19 protein-coding genes and 1 tRNA gene are annotated in these 18922 nt (G+C 63.3%); 12 read left to right on the top strand and 8 right to left on the bottom strand.

Going from position 1 to position 18922, the window contains the following annotated elements; genetic code table 11:
• Positions 1-10 precede the first annotated feature (10 nt).
• Positions 11-84, top strand: a tRNA-Gly gene (locus C7435_RS01530).
• Positions 85-177: 93 nt separating this feature from the next.
• The gene (locus C7435_RS01535; protein ID WP_147422600.1) at positions 178-1101 is read left to right on the top strand and encodes a hypothetical protein; all 924 of its coding nucleotides are present in this window, start codon (positions 178-180) and stop codon (positions 1099-1101) included.
• A gap of 117 nt (positions 1102-1218) precedes the next feature.
• Here C7435_RS01535 and C7435_RS01545 read toward each other — a convergent pair whose 3' ends face one another.
• Positions 1219-2634 (bottom strand): glycosyltransferase family 2 protein, encoded by a 1416-nt coding sequence (locus C7435_RS01545; RefSeq protein ID WP_170150303.1) that lies wholly within the window; start codon positions 2632-2634, stop codon positions 1219-1221.
• 295 nt (positions 2635-2929) lie between these two features.
• Positions 2930-3418, bottom strand: a complete 489-nt coding sequence (locus C7435_RS01550; protein WP_083634916.1) for a SixA phosphatase family protein — start codon at positions 3416-3418, stop codon at positions 2930-2932.
• 136 nt (positions 3419-3554) lie between these two features.
• On the opposite strand from C7435_RS01550, the gene C7435_RS01555 reads away from it, so the two are divergent.
• From C7435_RS01555 to C7435_RS01570, 4 genes are all read left to right on the top strand, one after another.
• Entirely contained in the window at positions 3555-4208 is a 654-nt protein-coding gene (locus C7435_RS01555) for a peroxiredoxin (protein WP_121209755.1), read from the top strand.
• Positions 4209-4350: 142 nt separating this feature from the next.
• Positions 4351-4617, top strand: a complete 267-nt coding sequence (locus C7435_RS01560; protein WP_147422601.1) for a hypothetical protein — start codon at positions 4351-4353, stop codon at positions 4615-4617.
• Complete coding sequence (locus C7435_RS01565) at positions 4614-5024, top strand: hypothetical protein (protein WP_121209757.1); 411 nt, start codon at positions 4614-4616, stop codon at positions 5022-5024. Before C7435_RS01560 ends, C7435_RS01565 begins: the two co-directional genes overlap by 4 nt.
• Positions 5021-5221, top strand: coding sequence for a helix-turn-helix transcriptional regulator (locus C7435_RS01570; RefSeq protein WP_075188766.1), 201 nt, complete (start codon positions 5021-5023; stop codon positions 5219-5221). Before C7435_RS01565 ends, C7435_RS01570 begins: the two co-directional genes overlap by 4 nt.
• A gap of 11 nt (positions 5222-5232) precedes the next feature.
• Here the strand turns inward: C7435_RS01570 and C7435_RS01575 are convergent, their stop codons facing one another.
• Genes C7435_RS01575 through C7435_RS01590 form a run of 4 tightly spaced genes read right to left on the bottom strand, consistent with a single transcriptional unit; the run spans position 5233 to position 8844 of the window.
• Entirely contained in the window at positions 5233-6339 is a 1107-nt protein-coding gene (locus tag C7435_RS01575) for an ABC transporter permease (protein ID WP_121209758.1), read from the bottom strand.
• Positions 6336-7262, bottom strand: a complete 927-nt coding sequence (locus C7435_RS01580; RefSeq protein WP_121209759.1) for an ABC transporter ATP-binding protein — start codon at positions 7260-7262, stop codon at positions 6336-6338. The genes C7435_RS01575 and C7435_RS01580 overlap by 4 nt, the downstream gene beginning before the upstream one ends.
• Positions 7259-8209, bottom strand: a complete 951-nt coding sequence (locus C7435_RS01585; RefSeq protein ID WP_121209760.1) for an HlyD family secretion protein — start codon at positions 8207-8209, stop codon at positions 7259-7261. Before C7435_RS01585 ends, C7435_RS01580 begins: the two co-directional genes overlap by 4 nt.
• Positions 8206-8844 carry a TetR/AcrR family transcriptional regulator gene (locus tag C7435_RS01590; RefSeq protein ID WP_121209761.1) on the bottom strand — a complete coding sequence of 213 codons (639 nt, stop codon included), beginning with the start codon at positions 8842-8844 and terminating at the stop codon, positions 8206-8208. The genes C7435_RS01585 and C7435_RS01590 overlap by 4 nt, the downstream gene beginning before the upstream one ends.
• Positions 8845-8950: 106 nt before the next feature.
• On the opposite strand from C7435_RS01590, the gene C7435_RS01595 reads away from it, so the two are divergent.
• Positions 8951-9406 (top strand): ABA4-like family protein, encoded by a 456-nt coding sequence (locus C7435_RS01595; RefSeq protein ID WP_121209762.1) that lies wholly within the window; start codon positions 8951-8953, stop codon positions 9404-9406.
• 556 nt (positions 9407-9962) lie between these two features.
• On the opposite strand, the gene C7435_RS01600 is transcribed toward C7435_RS01595, so the two are convergent.
• Positions 9963-12251 carry a pentapeptide repeat-containing protein gene (locus C7435_RS01600; RefSeq protein WP_170150304.1) on the bottom strand — a complete coding sequence of 763 codons (2289 nt, stop codon included), beginning with the start codon at positions 12249-12251 and terminating at the stop codon, positions 9963-9965.
• 151 nt (positions 12252-12402) lie between these two features.
• On the opposite strand from C7435_RS01600, the gene C7435_RS01605 reads away from it, so the two are divergent.
• The 5 genes from C7435_RS01605 (at position 12403) to C7435_RS01625 (ending at position 17535) form a co-directional block, all read left to right on the top strand.
• Positions 12403-13992, top strand: a complete 1590-nt coding sequence (locus C7435_RS01605; protein WP_199288351.1) for a lysine--tRNA ligase — start codon at positions 12403-12405, stop codon at positions 13990-13992.
• Between the two features lie 130 nt (positions 13993-14122).
• Positions 14123-14557 (top strand): hypothetical protein, encoded by a 435-nt coding sequence (locus C7435_RS01610; RefSeq protein WP_075188774.1) that lies wholly within the window; start codon positions 14123-14125, stop codon positions 14555-14557.
• Entirely contained in the window at positions 14557-14991 is a 435-nt protein-coding gene (locus tag C7435_RS01615; RefSeq protein ID WP_121209765.1) for a hypothetical protein, read from the top strand. The genes C7435_RS01610 and C7435_RS01615 overlap by 1 nt, the downstream gene beginning before the upstream one ends.
• Positions 14992-14994: 3 nt before the next feature.
• Entirely contained in the window at positions 14995-15213 is a 219-nt protein-coding gene (locus C7435_RS01620) for a helix-turn-helix transcriptional regulator (protein ID WP_075188776.1), read from the top strand.
• A 132-nt stretch (positions 15214-15345) separates the two neighbouring features.
• Positions 15346-17535, top strand: coding sequence for a TonB-dependent receptor plug domain-containing protein (locus C7435_RS01625; RefSeq protein ID WP_121209766.1), 2190 nt, complete (start codon positions 15346-15348; stop codon positions 17533-17535).
• Here the strand turns inward: C7435_RS01625 and C7435_RS01630 are convergent.
• Entirely contained in the window at positions 17532-18905 is a 1374-nt protein-coding gene (locus tag C7435_RS01630; RefSeq protein WP_121209767.1) for a cytochrome P450, read from the bottom strand. The two genes, C7435_RS01625 and C7435_RS01630, sit on opposite strands and share 4 nt — an antisense overlap.
• Between the last annotated feature and the right edge of the window lie 17 nt (positions 18906-18922).

Here is an 18922-nt window from a genome sequence, read left to right on the forward strand (position 1 = left end):
TGACGGTGTCGCGGGTGTAGCTCAATGGTAGAGCAGAAGCTTCCCAAGCTTACGACGAGGGTTCGATTCCCTTCACCCGCTCCAGTCCCTGCGCCCTTTTCCGTCGACCCGCCGGGCAGAGCCGTCACATAAGGCGTGTAGCCTATCTTTCATTGTGGTGGTTTTGAGGAGTGTCCAATGTCAGCAACGACTGCGGCACAGGCGATACGGCGCGGGATTTCGCAGGTGATCACGACAGCGCTTGGCGCATTTCGCACGATGCTGGGCTATCTCACATTCACCGCGACCCTGTTGACCGCACTGACGCTTGTGGTGCGGCGCGACTTTTCCAATGCCGTTCTTTCGGTGGTCGAAGATTGGCTCAGCCAGCTTGGGCAGGTCGCCGATGTCGTCGACAGGATCGTGGTCGCGTGGCACGAAATTGCGGTCGTCCCGCTTGCCGCATATCTCGGTGACTGGCTGGATTGGCATCCATCGCTGCTTGTCGTTGAAGTTGCCACGCTCGTGCTGTTTGCCATCGGGCCGTTTTTGCGCGCGGTGTGGACGGCGCAGACAATCAGGTCTTCAATCCGGAAACGCTTGCGTTGGGTCGTTGAGCTACAGTCGGCCAAGGAGACGCAGTCGGCTGCGATCAGCGAACTCAAGAGTATCCAGGATGAGCTGCAAGCCTCCTATGATGATCGCAATTGGACGCGGGCCAAGAAGGTTGGCAAGGCGGTGGGCGGGCTGGCGCTTGCCGGCTTGAGCCTGCTGGCGGGAGGCGCGAATGTTCGCTTTGTGCAACCGCTGGCCAAATCGGCCTGGGACAGCCTTTCCAGTTGGGATGAGGTCCGGGACCGCATCATCGAGCTCGGCAAGGACGTCGAAATGCTCGAGAAGGAACAAGCCCGGATTGAGCGTCAGATCGAGGCCTTGAGCGCGCGAGACAACCATCTGATCGGCCGTCTGGTGACGGTGTCGGCGGAGGCGGCGGCCGCGCAAATTCGGGACCATGTTGCGCACAAAATGCGGCTGGCGGTCGCGCTGTCCCGCTTTGCGCTCGGCGTGGTGATGGCAGTCGTTCTCGCCTATGTCGTTGAGTGGACCTGGCCGGGGCTTTGAGCGCTACACATTTCGTTCCAGCCTAGCGCTGAGGCCGAAACGCCGCCGGGTCCATGCCGGCCAGCTCCACCAGGTGTGCCACCATCACGATGGCGATTGCCGCGGCGAGAATGGCGATCAGCGTCCAGGGGATGAGGCGGGGTCCGCGTTCCGGGCGGACCGGCTGTCCGGCGCGCCAACGGGCGAGGAAGAAGGCGCCGATGCAGGCGGCAAGGCCGATGAGTGTGGGGGTGAGTGAGAGGTACATGGCCGCCCCGTCATGGCGCTCAGGCCGTGTTCGGTTTTCTCCCAGTGATGTGGGTTGGTCAGGAGTTGACGCAAGGCCCGTGCCGCCGCAAGCGTTTGCAACAGCCAATAGCCGGGCATGATCGCCAGATCACGGACCCGCAGGCGCAGTCCGGCACGGCGCATCGCGATGGTGGCGCATGTGAGGGCGCTGGCATAGCCGGTCAGCATGAAGGCCAGGGCCGCCAGGCTGCCGGGCCAGGCGACCGGGGCGAGCGCGAGCGCCGCGATGCAGACCAGGCTCAGCGGACCGTGGATCAGTGCCGACAAGGCTGCGCCGCCCAGGACGAGGGCGCCGGGCCAGACCTGTCTCCAGGGTGTGTCGGGGCGGGCCGCGAGCACAGCCAGCGTCTGGGCATAGCCCTTGATCCAGCGGGTGCGCTGCGTGACCCATGGTGCCAGGCGCAGCGGGGCTTCTTCCATCGTCATCGGCGCAATCAGGCCGCAACGATAGCCGGCGGCATGCAGGCGCAGGCCGAGATCGGCGTCTTCGGTGACATTCCAGGCATCCCATCCGCCGACCCGGATCAGCGCGTCGTGGCGGAAATGATTGCTGGTTCCACCCAGCGGCAGTGGCCATCCCAAGCGTTGATAAAGTGGCAGGAGGGCGTGGAAATGGGCGGCGTATTCCAGTGCGAATTGGCGCGTCAGCCAGGTTTCGTTGCGGTTGAACCAGTTCAGCGGGGCCTGGATACAGGCCAGTCGGGCGTCGCCGGCGGCAAAGGCCTCCGCAGCCCGGCGCAGCTGACCGGGGTCGGGCCTGTCCTCGGCATCGTGCACGGTGACCAGTTCGCTGCGGCACAGGCGCAGGGCGTAATTGAGCGCGCGCGGCTTGGTGCGCGGATGGCCCGGCGGCACAATGATGATCTCGAACCGGTCATCCAGCGCCAAGGCGCGTGCGACATGCAGGGTCTCGCCATCCCCGGCTTCCAGTACCAATTTGAAGCTGACCCGGTCGGGCGGATAATCGATTGCGACCAAGCTGGCGGCAAGCTGTGGCAGGACGGCCGCTTCATCATAAAGTGCGACCATGACGCAGGCGGTCGGCAGGTCTGTGTCCGGAAGCGTCGGCGCCGCTTGCCAGCGTGGTGCCACGACACTGGCAGCGAGCCGCAGGCCGATCAGTGCCGCGAACAATGCGCAGACAAGGCAGCTGGCGAGCGACAAGGCGAGGCCAGGGGCGAGCAGAAACAGGATCAGGCTGCCGACAAGTCCGGCGAGGCTTGCTGTAGCGAGGCCGTGCGACACCCGGCCAAAAGCACTCAGCTCGGGCGCCCGGCATGGCAGGCCACAAGCGGCGTGATCCCGCCACAGGCGCGCCAATTGTGCCGGCGGCCGCGCCAGTCGTGTGGGCCGGAAGGCGTGTCCGCCTTGGGGGCGCCAAGGCCGGAAGGTTGATGTTACGGAGTCACGCCTTGCAACGGTTCGCGGTCGCGTTCGAACGCGGGTTTCGTCGTCCAGCATCGCCATGGTGCAAAGATCCCCACTGCCTCCCATGGGCGCATACAAGCATGATTGCATCTTTAACGCGAATCGCTTGGCGTTACGTCTTGGGATTGCTGCAGGTCACGAAGTGCGGCTGGCGCAGATCACAATCGGTCAGTTCGAACACGCTGGCCGTCGCGGTGGGGTAGCCGGACGGAAGATCGCGGGTCGCGCCGCACAGCTGGGCCAGCTTGTGGGCAAAGCCGCCAATGCCCGGATTATGGCCGACCAGAAGGACGCTCCGTCCCGGCGCCAATACGTCGCGCGTGGCCCGTTCCAGCATGTCGGTCGAGGCGTGGTAGAGCACCATCGGGTCGTCCATTTTCGGTGACCCAATTTGCGGGACCAGCTGGTCGAAGGTCTGACGCGTGCGCCAAGCGGGCGACACAAGGGCGATGTCGGCGCTGATGCCGAGCGCCGCCAAAGCCTCTCCTGCATCACCGGCATCGCGGCGGCCGCGCGGCGTCAGGCCGCGCTGGAAATCATCTTCCGCTTCCAGCCGGTCGACGGCCTTGGCATGTCGCATAAGGATCAATGTGGCAGTCATGGCGTCCGCTGTTTCAAGCCAGGGCCGGCTGTTGCAAAGTCGGGCGTGCCGGGCGGAACAGGGCTTGATCTCCCGACCGACAAGGCGCACCTACTCCTAGGCCAGTTTCATCGCGTTTTGAACCGAGGAGAAAGCCATGGGCCTGCTGTTGGGCGATATCGCCCCGAATTTCCAAGCCGAGACGAGTGACGGACCGATCAGTTTTCACGACTGGATCGGCAAGGACTGGGTGATCTTCTTCTCCCATCCGGCCGACTATACCCCTGTCTGCACAACCGAGCTGGGCTTTACCGCCAGGCTGAAGGACGAGTTTGCCAAGCGCGGCGCCAAGGCGATCGCGCTGTCGGTGGACAGCGTCGAGGACCACAAGGGCTGGATCAAGGACATTGAGGAAACCCAGAATGTCCGGATGAACTTCCCGATCATCGCCGATACGGATCGCTCCGTGTCCGAGCTCTACTCGATGATCCACCCGAACGCCGATCCGAAGCTGACCGTGCGTTCGGTCTACATCATCGATCCGAACAAGAAGATCCGCGCCACCTTCACCTATCCGCCCAGCGCCGGCCGGAATTTCAATGAAGTGCTGCGCCTGATCGACAGCCTGCAACTGACCGACGGCTACAAGGTCGCCACCCCGGTCAATTGGGAAGATGGCCAGGACGTGATCGTCGTGCCGTCGATCTCGGACGCCGAAGCCGACAAGCTCTTCCCGGCCGGCTACAACAAGATCAAGCCCTATCTGCGGGTGACGAAACAGCCGAACAAGGTCGATGAGCCTGCGGAGTAGGCGCATTTTATACGGTCGGAAGAGAGGCGCTCAGGGCAACCGGGCGCCTTTCTTTTCGCATTCGATTGTAAAGCACCCTTGACGACAAGTTTCCTTTACGCCACATAGTCAAGGTCACTTTACAAGCGTGAAGGAGGTTTTCATGACGATGCGTGACTGGATGAAGGATTTTGGAGATGCGGGCGACCCGCCCAGCCTGGTCTCTCTGGCCCTGTTTGCCGTCGTATTCCTGCCGACCATCTTTCTGGCTGGAATGGTTGGTCCGTCGCTCGACATGGTGAGAGACGTCGTCGACGGATTGTCTCCTGAAATGAAGATGGCCGGCCTGACGGTGTTCATTCTCGGCGTGATGGCGATTGCCCGCATTATCTCGCTGTTGGTCAGCGGCGACGAAAAGGACGTGTCATGAGTGCAAGTAAAAAACAGGCCTCGGTGACCCGTCGCTATTTCTGGCGGACTTTCGTGGCGATGATCGCCTTCACCGCCATTCTCGTTGCCATCGACAAGGTGCTCAACCCATCGCTCAATGGTTGGGACGCCATTTCGGCCTGGCCATTGGTGGCGCTGACCTGTCTGCCGCTGCTGGTCTACGGCTATGAAGTCATTCGCTATGTGCGCTCGATCGACGAGATGCTGGCACGCATGCAGGTTCGGGCTGCGGCGATCGCAATGCTGGCGATGCTTTTGTTCAGCGCGGTCTTCGGGGTGGCCGAGATCTACGGGATCATGGAACCGCTCAACATGACCATGCTGTTTCCGTTGGCGGCCGTCGTGCACTCTCTTGCTGCCGCCGTCCAGCAGGTCCAGGTGCGATGAAGAACCGGCTCAAGGACTTGCGCGGCGAGAAGGGGTGGAGCCAGCAGGTGCTGGCCGACCATCTCGACGTCTCCCGCCAGACCGTCAACGCGCTGGAGACCGGCAAGTATGACCCGTCCCTGCCGCTCGCCTTCAAACTGGCCCGCCTGTTCGGCGAACCGATCGAGAGCATTTTCGATGATGAGTGGGCGGGTTAGCGCCTGCCCACTTAGTCCAGCGTCCGGCGGTAGCGCAGCATCGCCACCGCTGCGATCGCCGTGAAGATCACCAGAAGCGGCCAGATCTGGGGCCAGACGTGATCCAGTTCGGCGCCCTTCAGCATGATCGCGCGAACCGCCCGGATGAAATGCGTGGCCGGGATGATCTGTCCCAACGCTTGTGCCCATTGCGGCATGGCGGCGAAGGGAAACATGAAACCGGACAGGAGGATGGAGGGCAGGAAGGCAAAGAAGGTCAGTTGCATCGCCTGCATCTGGCTGCGCGCCACGGTCGAGAACAAAAAACCCAGCGCCAGATTGACCAGGATGAAGAGCGAGACTGCGACCAGGAAGGCGGGCGGCGAACCCTCAAAGGGCACGTCGAACAGCAAGCGGGCACCCAGCAGCATGATTGCCACCTGGATGAAGCCGACCACGACATAGGGCGTGATCTTGCCGATCATCACCTCGTGCGGCCGGGTCGGGGTGGAGAGGAGGGCCTCCAGCGTGCCGCGCTCGGCTTCGCGGGTCAGCGCCATCGAGGTCATCATCGCCATGGTCATGGTCAGGATGATGCCAAGAAGTCCCGGCACGATATTGAGTGCGGTCCGCCCGGCCGGATTATAGCGACGGTGAATCACGGTTTCGACGGGAGGAGACAGGTCGCCCAGCATGGGTTCCAGTGCTTGCTGGACGATGGTGGAGAAAACGCCGCTGCCAGCCCCGGCCGCCACGGGGTCTGTGGCATCGACATCGAGCAGGATTTGCGGCCGCTCGCCGCGCGCGAGGGCGCGTTCGAAGCCGGGCGGAATGGTGACGATGAAGACAGCCTCACCGTCGCGCATGGCGTTCTCAACCGAGGCACCCGGCGCGACCGTCCCGACCAGGTCGAAATACGCCGATATCTCCATGGCCTGCAGGATGGCGCGGCTGGCCGGGCCATTATCGCCCATCTCCACAAGGGTCGGCAGATGGCGCGGATCGGTATTGATGGCATAGCCGAACAGCAAGAGCTGCATCACCGGAATGCCGACCATCATGCCGAAGGTCAGCCGGTCGCGCAGCATCTGGATGAATTCCTTGCCCAGAATGGCCAGGATGCGGGACAGGCTCTTCACTGGAAATTGTCCTCTGCGCCGCTCATCAACCAGATGAAGGCTTCTTCCAGCCCGGTCTTGGCCTCGCTCACGCTCAGCCCGTCGCGCCCGTTGTAGGGCTGCGCGGCGGCGGCTAGTGCGTCGGCATCGCGGCCGGAGATGTGCAGGGCGGCGCCAAAGCGCGCGATCTGCTCGACACCCGGATCCTGTTCCAGCGTGTCATAAACCGGCTGCAGGCCGGGACCTTCAATGCGGATCGTGTGCAGGCCGATGCGCGACGGGATCTCACCCGCGGGGGCGTCGATCAGCTTTCGGCCATAGGCGATGAAAGCGATATTGTCGCATTGCACCGCCTCATCCATGTAGTGGGTCGAGACCAGCACCGTGACGCCCTGCTTGGCCAGTCGCCGGATACGGTCCCAAAAGTCGCGCCGCGCCTTGGGATCAACGCCCGCGGTCGGTTCGTCGAGGAGCAAGAGGCCGGGCTGGTGCAGCGAGGCGGCGGCGAGGGCCAGGCGTTGTTTCCAGCCGCCGGAGAGATTGCCGGCCAGCTGTTTTGCGCGTGGCGCCAGATCATATTCCTTGAGCGCCCGGTCGACGACATCACGGACCTTGGGCAGGGCATGCAGCCGCGCCATGAAGGTCAGATTTTCGCGCACGGTCAGATCGCCATAGAGCGAGAAGCGCTGGGTCATATAGCCGACCCGTGCCTTGATCTCCCGGCTCTGGCGGATGATGTCGAGGCCGAGCGCCGTGCCGCCGCCGCCATCGGGCTTCAACAGGCCGCACATCATCCGGATCGTGGTCGTCTTGCCGGACCCGTTGGGGCCCAGAAAGCCATAGATCTTCCCGGGCGGGACAGCCATGTCGAACCCATCGACGACCCGGGTACCGCCGAAAGACTTGCTCAATCCCAGCACGTCGATGGCGAGAGCGTCACTCATTGCGCAGGCTCAAGAAAGAGCGGGGTACCGGGTGGCGGCGGATCAGACGCGAAGCGGGCTTCTGCGCGATAGACCAGACGCGCCCGCTCATTGTCGGAATAGAGGATGGGCGGGGTGAATTCGGCTTCGTCGTCGATCGTCGCAATGGTCACCTCGAGACCGGTCGGGCAGGCATCACAGCTCACCCGAAGCCGGGTTCCGACCGGCAGGCTGGCCAGGGCGGGTTCCGGGATGAAGATCACGGCATGCACGGCGTCGTCGGGCAGGAGGTCATAGACCGGCGCGCTGGGTCCTGCCTGTTCGCCGCCAAAACGCAATTGGCGATGGATGCGCGCATCGACCGGAGCGCGGGTCGTGCGCTGCTCCAGCCGGTAGAGGGCGGCATCGCGGTTGGCTTCGGCGCCGGCGATCTCGGCTTGCAGGGCGCGCAGCTGATCGGCCCGGGCGGGCAGGCGCACAATGTTGAGCCGCTGGCGCATTTCATCGACCCGGGCATCCGCCGCTGTCGCGGCAGCCCGGACAGTATCCAGTCGGGCCTGGGAGATATGGCCGTCGGCAAAGAGGGCCTGGCTGCGCTCAAGCGAATGCGCGGCGTCGTTCTGGGCGGCCAGGGCCTGGCGCAACAAGTCCCGCGCGGCCTCGATTTCCGGGTCACGGGCGCCGGCGAGGGCATCATCATAGCGCGCGGTGGCGGCATCGATGCGGGCGGTAGCGGATGCGAGGGCCGCGATTTCGGCCGTGGCGTCCTGGCGAAAGAGCTCGTCGCCCTCAATCACCCGATCGCCCTCGCGCGCGGCCGTGTCGATGAGCTGGCCGGGCTGTTGGGGTGCGATGCGGATGAAGTCGCCTTCGGCGTAGCCGTGCAGCGTGGTGTTCGTTTCCGCACTGCAGGCGGTGAGTCCCAGGGGCAGGGCCAGAAGGAGGGCAAGCGTGCGAAGTCGGGTCATAAGGCGGGAACTCGCGGCTTGAGACCATTGAGGAGAATGTCGGCCAGGGCGTCGGCCATCTCGGCTGGATCTGTGAGCTGGTCGGGCGGGAAGCCGAAAATCGAGGTCAGCGCCATATGCGCGATGCCGGGCCCGCCCGTGGCGCGCATGAAGGCGTCAGCATCGACATCCCGGAAGGCCCCGCTCTCGACACCCGCCGCAAGGAGTGCCCGCAAGGCACGGCGAGCCACATCCAGGACCTGGCTGCGGTAATGGGCAGCGATCTCCGGGAAGCGGCCGGCCTCGGCGAAGACCAGGCGCGGCGCGGCATTGATGTCCGGATCGCCCATGGCCGCGAAGAGCATGCGCAGAAGACCGCGAAAAGCGGTTTCCGGGTCCTGCGGTGCGCCCAGCGCGACCAGCTGCTCGGCACCCTTGGCCAGCTCGCCGGCGGATTGTTCGACCAAGCCGTTCAGCATGGCCTCTTTGGAGGCAAAGTAGAGATAGACCGCCCCCTTCGACAGGCCGGCTTCCCGGGCAATGTCCTCCACGCGCGCCGCGGCAAACCCCTTGGCCGAAAACACGGCGAGGGCGGCGTCGAGGATCTCGTCGGGGCGGGCGTCAGGGCGGCGTCGTCGTTTGGGAGCGGAGGTCATGAGATTGTTTATAACTGACCAGTCAGTCAGTAACAAGGGTGGAGCCGATCGCGAATCTGGATGAAGTAGTCCGGTTCGCCCCTATCCATCGCGGAAGGAGTTCGTGATGAGCTATGACACCCTTTACACCGTGCTCAACCTGTCCGTTGTGCCGGCCTGGGCCCTGCTGATCCTCGCACCTGGCTGGTCATGGACACAGCGCCTGGTTCACTGTGCATTGATCCCGCTTGTCCTGGCGGCGGTCTATCTGAGCTTCCTGACGCTGGGGATCGGCTTCGGCCAGTCCGACCCGGAGGCCGGCATGTCCAGCCTGGCCGCTGTCCAGGCCCTGTTCTCGCACCCGGTCGGCTTGCTGACCGGCTGGGTCCATTTCCTGGTCTTTGATCTTTTCGTTGGTGCCTGGATAAGCCGCGATGCCCGGCGGATCGGCCTGGGCCGCTGGATCGTGACGCCGGCCCTCATCCTGACTTTCCTGTTCGGACCGGTCGGCCTGCTCATCCATCTCCTCGCCCGCAAGTGCAGCGGCAAGGCGGGCTGGTCGCTGGACGAGGTGGCAGGCTAGCGCCGCAGTGTTGTGGCGACCCGCGACTGCCCCAATACGGGAGGGAGCGCGTCGGGGGTCGCGCTCCCTCCCTGGGTTTGCATTCCGGCCGCCATGGGGGGAGAGCGGCGCAGAACACAAAAAACCCTCCTCGAGCGGGCGCTCGGGAGGGCCAACAACCGGGACTGTGGGGCCAGTCTACCGGGTGGAAGCGTCATCCTCCGCGCGCACAACCACCGCCGGCCAAAGGGCCGGGCGGGAGAGGCGATATCGGGTCTGAACTGGGTTCATGATCGTCTCTTCTTGTGCGCAGGACCGGATGGGCCGGTCCCGAGCGGGGCTAACGGGAGGCGGCTTATGACGCCGTCCGACTTCGCGTTCAAGGCGAAATCGACACGCCTGGGTTGGATTGGCGCGAAGTGTGGCTTTTGGGTGACGGGTTCGTGGTGTGGGGTGCCGCCTTCAGTCCTTCTCCCGTGGGAGAAGGTGCCCGAAGGGCGGATGAGGGGGATCAGCCCGCCATCATCGGGATTTCCCCCTCACCCTGCCCCTCTCCCAAGGGAGAGGGGAAGCGTGCCTAGTTGATCTGGAATTTCCGGCGCAGGGCGAGGGCCGAGAGAAAGAGGAGGATCAGCGAGATCAGCGATTGGCCCGCCGACAGCAGGCCCAGCAGCAATCGCGTGCCCGGTGCGTCCGCTGTCATCGCGGCGAAGGGCTGGCTGTCGGTCAGGGCGAATTTGAGCGGGCCGAGCATGTTGGTCAGGGCCAGTTCCAGAGCGGCGAGGCTGGCGCGGTTCAAGGCTGGGTCCGGATCGGGCCAGAGCTGGTTTGTATCCTGGCTCAGCAGGCCGAGGGCGATCATCGTGTAGAGTAGGAAGAAGATTATGGCCGTGGCGAGCAGGGCAAGCAGCGGCCGCGACGACGAGGCGCCATAGTCGGCCACGAGGCCGTAAAATCGTGAGGCGAGATTGGAGAAAATGGAGATCTGTGTTTCCGGCTTCTGCTTGATCCAGTAGACCGGCCGCCGCTCCCGCGCTTTCAGCTCCATCCGGTGAAAGGCCTGTTCGCGCTGCCGGTCACTGCCGCGCGCCATGGCGTGTTTGAGGACCAAACAGCCTTTTTCCAGCGCGGCGAAACGGGCGTCGCGGCCCCGCCTGTCGCGATCACCATCCTTGTTGGCGTCATAGGACGGGTCCGTGCAGATGGCGGCATCGCGGCGAACAGCGGCTTCTGTCTCGTCGCGGGCCCGGTGGAAGTCGGCATTCTTGGGATGGTTTGAGCCGATCAGCACGCCCTGATCGAATATGGCCCCCTGAAAGGCGGAGAAGGGCAGGTGTTCCACACCTTTGAAATCCACCGTCTCATGAAAGCGCGCCCCTTCCAGCGCGCCATTGCGGTGTTCAGCCTGTTCGGGAAAGCGGCAGCGAGCAAAATCCGCGAGGGCATGGAAGGTCGAACCGCGGAAGCTGAGTTCCGCACAAAACCGGGCGCCGGACCGGACGGCAGTGTCGCGCAAGCCAAACTGAAAGGCGTCGCCATATCGGACACCACCCTCGAACGTGCAATCCCGAAAATAGGTGGCTTTTTCGAATTGGGCCTCAATAAAACGGCACTCATGCTTGGCGCTTATTTTGTCGAAGTTCGCGTTACCGCCGGAGAATTGCGCTTGATTGAAGGAAGCGTCACCGCCGGAGAATTGCGCTTTTTCGAAGTAAGCGTCTCCGCCGGAGAATTGCGCTTCTTTGAAGTTAGCGTCTCCGCCGGAGAATTGCGCTTCACTGAAGATAGCGTTTCCGCTGGAGAATTGCGCGTCCCAGAAGTAAGTGTTACCGCCGGAGAATTGCGCTTCTCTGAAGATAGCGTATCCGCCAGAGAATTGCGCTTGTTGGAAGTTAGCGTATCCGCCGGAGAATTGCGCTTCTGTGAAGTCAGCGTCTCCGCCGGAGAATTGCGCTTCATTGAAGTCAGCGTCTCCGCCGGAGAATTGCGCTTGATTGAAGTAAGCGTATCCGCCGGAGAATTGCGCATTTTCGAAGCCAGCGTATCCGCCGGAGAATTGCGCTTTTCCGAAGTTCGCGTATCCGCCGGAGAATTGCGCTTGTTGGAAGCTCGCGTCTCCGCCGGAGAATTGCGCTTGGCTGAAGTTCGCAGGGGAGTCAAAGCGGGCGTTTCCCAGATGCAGATGTTCGAGCCAACGGGTGTGATGGGCGGTCAGATTGTAGGCACCGGGTTGGGCAGCCTGTGAGTTTGCCCCGGGCGCATCGCTATTGGTCGATCGGGCGCGGTCGGTATCAGGGTGTTCAGGCTGGCTGGGTGGGCGGGGCAGGGCGCGAAGATGGGCGCCGGTCAGCTGGGCCCGGTGATCCGCGCCCTTGAGGGACCCTTTTTCAAAGCCATCTGTATGGATATCGCAAGATTTCGTATGACTGAACAGGCGCTCCAATTCGTCGGTGAGGGCTGTCCACAACGGATGCGCGGGATCAATTTTCCAACTTTCCGAGCCGTCTTTCCAGCGTTCGGGCAAATGCAGGATGTGGAAACGCGGTTGGTTTGGCGTCTCGATCAGGGCGCCGTCCGCGATCAGCCGCTTGTCCCCACGCCAATGCCGGGACGCGGCATCCCAGCGGAAATAGTCCTGCAAGCTGGCAGGCCGTGCCGAAGCCGTGGCGTGGCTGGCCTCAATCAGGGTTTTCGTCTTGGCCTCGGTGTCTTCCTGTACCGACCAACCAATCCACGGATGGACCGGATCGCCATCCTCGTCCAGCCGTCCCAACCCCTCCCAGCTATAATCCGCCGCCCACCAGCCCTTCCACCATTCCTCGTCCGCCGCTTTGATCGCGGCCTGGCGTTCTTCCTTGGTCAGCATGGGTTTGGCGCTCTTGTCCTGCATCTTCCGCGCGAGTTAAGCGCAGCCGCGTCGAAAAGGCCATCGCTGCCAAGCCCCGCCAGCTTGACCCTGCAGCGCTTCCCCTCTACCTCGCGAGCTTCTGTCCACATGCATGAGAAAGTTGCCCGGGATGTCTGTTTCCGATCTTGCCCAAAACGCGAAAGCCTGGCCGTTTGAACAAGCGCGCCTGCTCAAGAAGCGTCTGGACAAGCTGGGGCGAAAATCCGGGCCGGTCGTGTTCGAGACCGGCTATGGCCCGTCGGGGCTTCCGCATATGGGCACATTCGGCGAAGTGGTGCGCACCACCATGGTGCTGCGCGCCTTCGATGCGCTGACTGGCGGGGCCTATGAGCCGCAGCTGATCTGTGTCTCCGACGATATGGACGGCATGCGCAAAGTGCCCGACAACCTGCCGCAACAGGACATGTTGAACCAGCACCTGCAGGAGCCGCTGACCGTGGTGCCCGATCCGTTCGGCACGCATGAGAGCTTTGGTGCCCACATGAATGCCCGCCTGCGCGGCTTTCTCGACGGGTTCGGCTTCACCTACACCTTCCAGTCGGCGACCGAGCTCTACAAGTCCGGCGCCTATGACGCGATGCTCAAGCGCGCGGCCGAACGCTATGACGACATCATGGCGGTGATGCTGCCGACGCTGGGGGCGGAACGCCAGGCGACCTATTCGCCTTTCCTGCCGATTTCGCCGAAGACGGGCCGTGTCCTCTATGTGCCGATGAAGGCTGTCGATGCCGCAGCCGGCACGATCACCTTTGACGATGAAGACGGGACCGAGACCACGCTGCCGGTCACCGGTGGCCATGTGAAGCTGCAATGGAAGCCGGATTTCGGCATGCGCTGGGCCGCCCTGGGCGTTGATTTCGAGATGTTCGGCAAGGACCACCAGACCAATGCGCCGATCTATTCGCGCATCTGCAAAATCCTCGGTGCCGAGCCGCCGACGCAATTTGTCTACGAGCTCTTCCTGGACCAGAAGGGCGAGAAGATCTCCAAGTCCAAGGGTAATGGCCTGTCGGTCGAGGACTGGCTGAGATACGCCCCGGCGGAAAGCCTCTCCTACTATAACTTCGTCAAGCCGAAGACGGCCAAGCGCTTGTATTTCGACGTCATTCCCAAGGCAGTTGACGAGTATATGCAGCATCTGGCGGCCTATGCCGGCCAGACGCCGGACAAGCAGCTGGAAAATCCGGCCTGGCATATCCATGACGGCAATCCGCCCTCTGATACCTCGCCGATTTCCTTCGCGCTGATGCTCAATCTCGCTTCGGCCGCGTCGGCCCATAATAGCGAGGTGATGTGGGGCTTTATCGGTCGTTATGTCGAAGGCGCCTCGCCGGCCAGCCATCCGCTGCTCGACCAGCTGGCCGGCTTTGCCGTGCAGTATTTCCAGGACTTCGTGAAGCCGACCAAATCCTTCCGCGCACCCACCGACATGGAGCGGGCAGCGATGGAGGATCTCTTGTCCCGGCTTCGCGCGATGGATGCCGGCGAGCGTGACGCTGCCAAGATCCAGGACGAGGTGTTTGCCGCCGGCAAGACGCAGGAATTCGACAATCTGCGTGACTGGTTCCAGGCCCTCTATGAAGTCCTGCTCGGCCAGTCCCAGGGACCGCGCTTTGGTTCCTTTGTCGCCATTTACGGCGTTGGCGAGACCATCAAGCTGATCGAAAAAGCGCTGGCGGGCGAGCTGGTAACAGGTTGATTTGACTGGAAGGCCCGCCATGCGGGTCTTCTTTTTCTCACAAAATGTAAGAAAAATTTGACATCAAGTCCGATTGTTCCTACATAACATCATGTCAAAAAAATCAGACACAGAGAATGGAGTGTTTGACATGAGTTTTCACGAGAAAAGCAATATCGCCATGCTGCTGCTGACCGGCGGAGTCTATGCCTGGTACTTCGCGACCTCGGCCGGTGTCCTGTTCGGCGGAGCGATGAGTCCGGAGGACGCGCTCGACCTGACCAATACCAAGATGCTGGTCACGGTCGGCATTATCATCCTGGCCTCCATCGTCGCCAATATCGCGATCGCAATTTCGGCCCCGTCGCAGGCCAATGAGGATGCCGACGAGCGTGACAAGCTGGTCGAGATGCGCGGCGACCAGCGCGGCGGCTTCGTGCTGGCCCTGTTTGCCCTGGCGGCGATGGCGTCGGCAATGACCGCGCAGCCCTACCACCTGATCGCCAATCTGATCCTGGCCGGCCTGGTCGCCAGCGAGCTGGTCAAGGGCGTGTCCAAGCTGGTCGATTATCGGCGGGGTGTGTGATGTCCGGTTTCCTCGAAAAACTGAACCGCGCCGCCGCGATCGGCACCATCCTGGCCTTGGGCTGGTATCTCATCCGGGTCGTGCCGCAACTCACCAGCGGGCCGTTGGACGATGTGTCCTGGAAGGGGGAGATGATGATTGCGGTGGTGATCTTCGTGGCCACCCTGATTGCCGACAGTATCCGGGCTGCCATCGCCAGCCGGGAAGAACTCGTCGAGGCGGATGTGCTGGATGATGAGCGCGATGACGTGATCGAACGGCGCGGCGACGCCTGGGGTGGGCATGCCATGCATGCTGTTGCCTTCATTGCCTTGATCTTGCTGGTGCTGGACTCCGATCCGTTCTGGGCCGCGAATACCCTCTTTGTGGGCGCCATGCTGGCCGGCCTGACGAGCATGTTGGTGAAATGGATGAGCTATCGGGGAGGTGTGTGAGACATGGCCAAACCCACCCCCATCATCAATGAGATCCGCACCCTGCGCTTTCACGCCGGCGAGATGACCCAGGCCGAGCTGGCCAGGCAGGTCGGTGTGACGCGGCAGACCATCATTGCCATCGAGCAAGGCAAATACTCGCCCTCGCTCGAGGTCGCCTTCAAGATCGCCCGTGTCTTCAAGGTCGGATTGGACGCAGTTTTCCAGTATCCGGAAGATTAAGCCTGCATCCGGTTGCGCAAGGGAGAATTGCGCTGCAATTTCTCGCCGGGCAAGCTGGATTTTCCGGTCAATCCTCGTTCTTTTCTAACAAAATTCAGCGATCTTGCCGTTTGATTTTGTTGGAAAGGGCGGGTGGTGACGCAACAGAACTGGCACAAGCTTCCGGTCGCAGCCGGACTGATCCTGGCTGGGCTGTCGAGCGTACCGGCCCTGGCAGACGGCGCCGATGTTGAACCCGCCGCAGCGGCAGAAACCGGGGTTGCCGTCTACACGCCGGCCTCCTTCCGCGAATATCTGCCGCGCAACGCCCTGGACATGGTTTGGCAATTGCCCGGCTTCAGCCTCAATGGTGGCGACAATGTCCGCGGCCTTTCCGGCGCGCAGGGCAATGTCCTGATTGACGGTCGCCGGCCACCCCGCGGTGGCGGCTCGGTTGAAAGCCGCGTTCGCGCCATCCGGGTCGGGGACGTGGTGCGGCTGGAATTGATCGATGCCGGCGCCCGCGATGTCGATATGCAGGGCTATCCCGTCCTGCTCAATATCGTGACAACCCAGCGCAGCGCCGCTCGCACCGATGGTCGGATCGAGCTGGAGCAGCGCGGCAATGGCGGTGAACGCAATAGTGGTGAGCTGCTGGCCTCGCTGAGTGGTGGGCGTCTCGAACTGGAAGCACGCATTGATGGGCTGGACGAGAGCCGCATCGATTTTGCTGAAGTGCGGGCATCGACGGCCGACGAACCCGTCGCACGAGCCTCGGTTGACGAGTTGACGACACGGACGCGGCGCAACTGGCAGGCGATGGCCCGGTTCGAACTGGACGAGGCGAATGAGTTTGAATTCACCCTGTCCACCGAGCGCCGGGAAGACACGGGTGAGCCCACCACCGAGGCGCAGGCCGCGGGCGGGTTGATCGAAACAGGGGAGTCGTCTTCGGTCGCCCGTTTCGGTTCGGCGCGCTGGCGCCATATCCTCACCCGGCGATTGCAGATGATCGGGCTGGTGACGCGACGTCAGGGCGAAACGGTCGCCAGTGACAGCCTGTTCTCAGGCGGGTCGCGCAGCCGTTCCGCCTCGCTGCGCGAAACAAGTGAGACCGCGGCCCGGGCTGATCTGCGCTGGCGGCCAATTGATAGGCTGACCGCCGAGACGGGCGTCACCTGGGCCAGCAATACGCTTGAAGGGGCCTCCTCGGCGTCGATTGACGGGGTCGACCAGGCGATTGATGGCGCCGATGCGCGGGTCGAGGAGACTCGGTCGGCGGTGTTGGCGTCGGCGACCTGGACACCATCCTCGACGGTTACAGCCACGGTTGGCGGTCGCGTCGAGCAATTCTCGCTGGAAAGTTCGAACCAGGGTGGTGCTTCGCTCAGCCTGACCGATATCGCACCGCGGGCCGATCTCAACTGGACCCTGCTGGAAGCCTGGACGCTGCGCCTGAGCACGGAACGTGAGGTCGGTCAGCTCAATCTCGACCAATTCCTCGCCTCGACGGATCTGGACAACGCCCTCAACACGGCGGGCGCCTCGACGCTGGAACCGCAACGCGACTGGGTCCATCGCGTCACGCTGGAGCGCCGTTTCGGCGAACGCGACTTGTTGCGTCTCGAGGCTGCCGCCCGGCGCACGGACAATCCGGTCTCCAATGTCCTGGATGGTGATGGCAGCGTTCGTCCGGCCAATGTCGGACCGGAGAGCATTGATCAGCTGACTGCCGAGTTCGAGTTCGATCTCACGCGGTTCGGCCTGGATGGGCTGAGTGTCGAGGGCATGGCGACGCGGCGCTGGTCGGACCGCCTGGATCCCTTGCAGGGCTTTGCCCGCACCACGTCGGGCCATCGCGATCATCATGTCCGTCTTGGCTTGCGTCAGGAATGGTCCGACGGGCGCTATGTCGTGGCCGCCAAAGTCGAGGACAAGGCTCCGGCCATGCATTACTGGCTGACGGAAATCCGCAAGGAAGCCAATGGTCTCAGTGTCGAGCTGGATGGCGAGTGGCGACACGCGCCGGGCTGGCGGTCCGGCATTGCCACGCGTTGGCGCGGTGATCGCGAGGACAGGATTTACGTGTTCGACGGGGTCCGCCAGTCGGGCAATGCACCGATCCTCGTCAACACGCTGGACCGTGCCGAAGGCATACATGCTGACATCTGGTCAGAGTGGGAAATTCGCCGCGCCGCCTATCTGCGCCTGTCCCTGCGCACCGGTCGTGACCGAGCCGGCGTCAGCCGTGTCGAAACGCTCGACGGGGTGGCACTCGATCAGCTGAGTCGCGACTCGCAATCGGTGCCATCGGTGAATGTACGCCTGCGCTTCCAGCGCTAGCGGGGCTGGACAGTCATCGGCATGCCGGTGTCCGGCTGCAGTGTGATGCGCATCACCGGCACCGGGTCGCGCTCGCCGGCGAAGTCGAGACGCAGGCGCTTGGACAGGCATGCCATTACGATCACCATCTCCATCATCGCAAAACGGGCACCGATACACACGCGAGGCCCCAGCCCGAAGGGCAGGTAGGCATCGCGCGGAATGGCGGCGGCGGCCTCGCCAAGGAAGCGGTCTGGACGGAATTCGTCCGGCTGTTGCCAGATGTCGCGCTGGCGATGCAGGAGCCAGGTCGAGACCAGTATGTCGGTGCCGGCGGGCACCGGCAGACCGGCCACCAGGCTCCAGGCCTTCGAGGTCCGCGTCAGCATCGGCGCCGGCGGGTAGAGGCGCAGGCTCTCCTTCAGTACCGCCTCGGTGAAGGGCAGCAGGCCCGACCAGGCGGCGGGGTCAGTATCGGCCAGCGGTGCGGCATCGATTTCGGCTTCGACCCGGTCGCGGGAATCCGCGTCGCGCGACAGGAGGTAAAGCGTCCAGGCGAGGCTGCGTGCCGTCGTCTCATGGCCGGCGGCGAGGAAGGTCAGGAGATTGTCGATGACGGCGGTATCGTCCAGTCCGGCGCCCAGCAGCAGGTCGAGGAAGTCGGGTGTGCGCCCGGCAGCTTCCGGCGAGGGTGCGGCGCGGCGGGCGGCGGCGACGGCCCCGACCTGATCGCGCAAATCACGGATCACCTGGCGCGACTTGCCTTGGCCGATGCGCGGAAGCCAGCCGGGCAGGTGCATCAGGTCGAAAGGGTGCGGGATGCCGGAGATTTCCAGGAGATCACAGATGCCGCGGGTGAAGCGCGCCTTGTCGAGCGCCTCATCGCCGGAAAACAGTGTTTCCAAGAGCACGTCCAGGGTCAGCTCGACCATCAGGTCCGACACGCTGACAGTCTCACCGGCCCGGTCTGCCAGTTGCGTGACTGCGGCCTCGCACACATCGCGAATTTGTGGCGCGAACCCGTTCACCTTGCGCGGCGTGAAGACCGGTGAAACGGCCTTGCGGGCGGTCTTCCAGACATCGCCCTCTGCCGTCAGTAACCCATCGCGCAGGAAGGGGCGCAGCACCGCCTGTCGTAGCGGGTTCATGGTGAAATTGCCGGCGTCGGAGACGAAGCATTGGTGGATGGCGGCCGGATCGTTGAGCAGCAGGTTGGAGCGGCCGAGAAAGCGGAAGGGTGCCAGCCGGATCGAGAAATGATGCTCGCCCCAGACCTCCAGGGGATTGCGCTGCATCGCCTGGAAATAGGTCCAGTAGTCAGACAGCTTCAATTTGCCGACGCCGCTGTAGTTGGCATAGGGCGGTTTGGGCGGCGCGAAGGCGAGGGTCATGCGGGTTTCCTTGTGAC

The organism is Maricaulis maris (assembly GCF_003634045.1).
GTDB lineage: Bacteria > Pseudomonadota > Alphaproteobacteria > Caulobacterales > Maricaulaceae > Maricaulis > Maricaulis maris.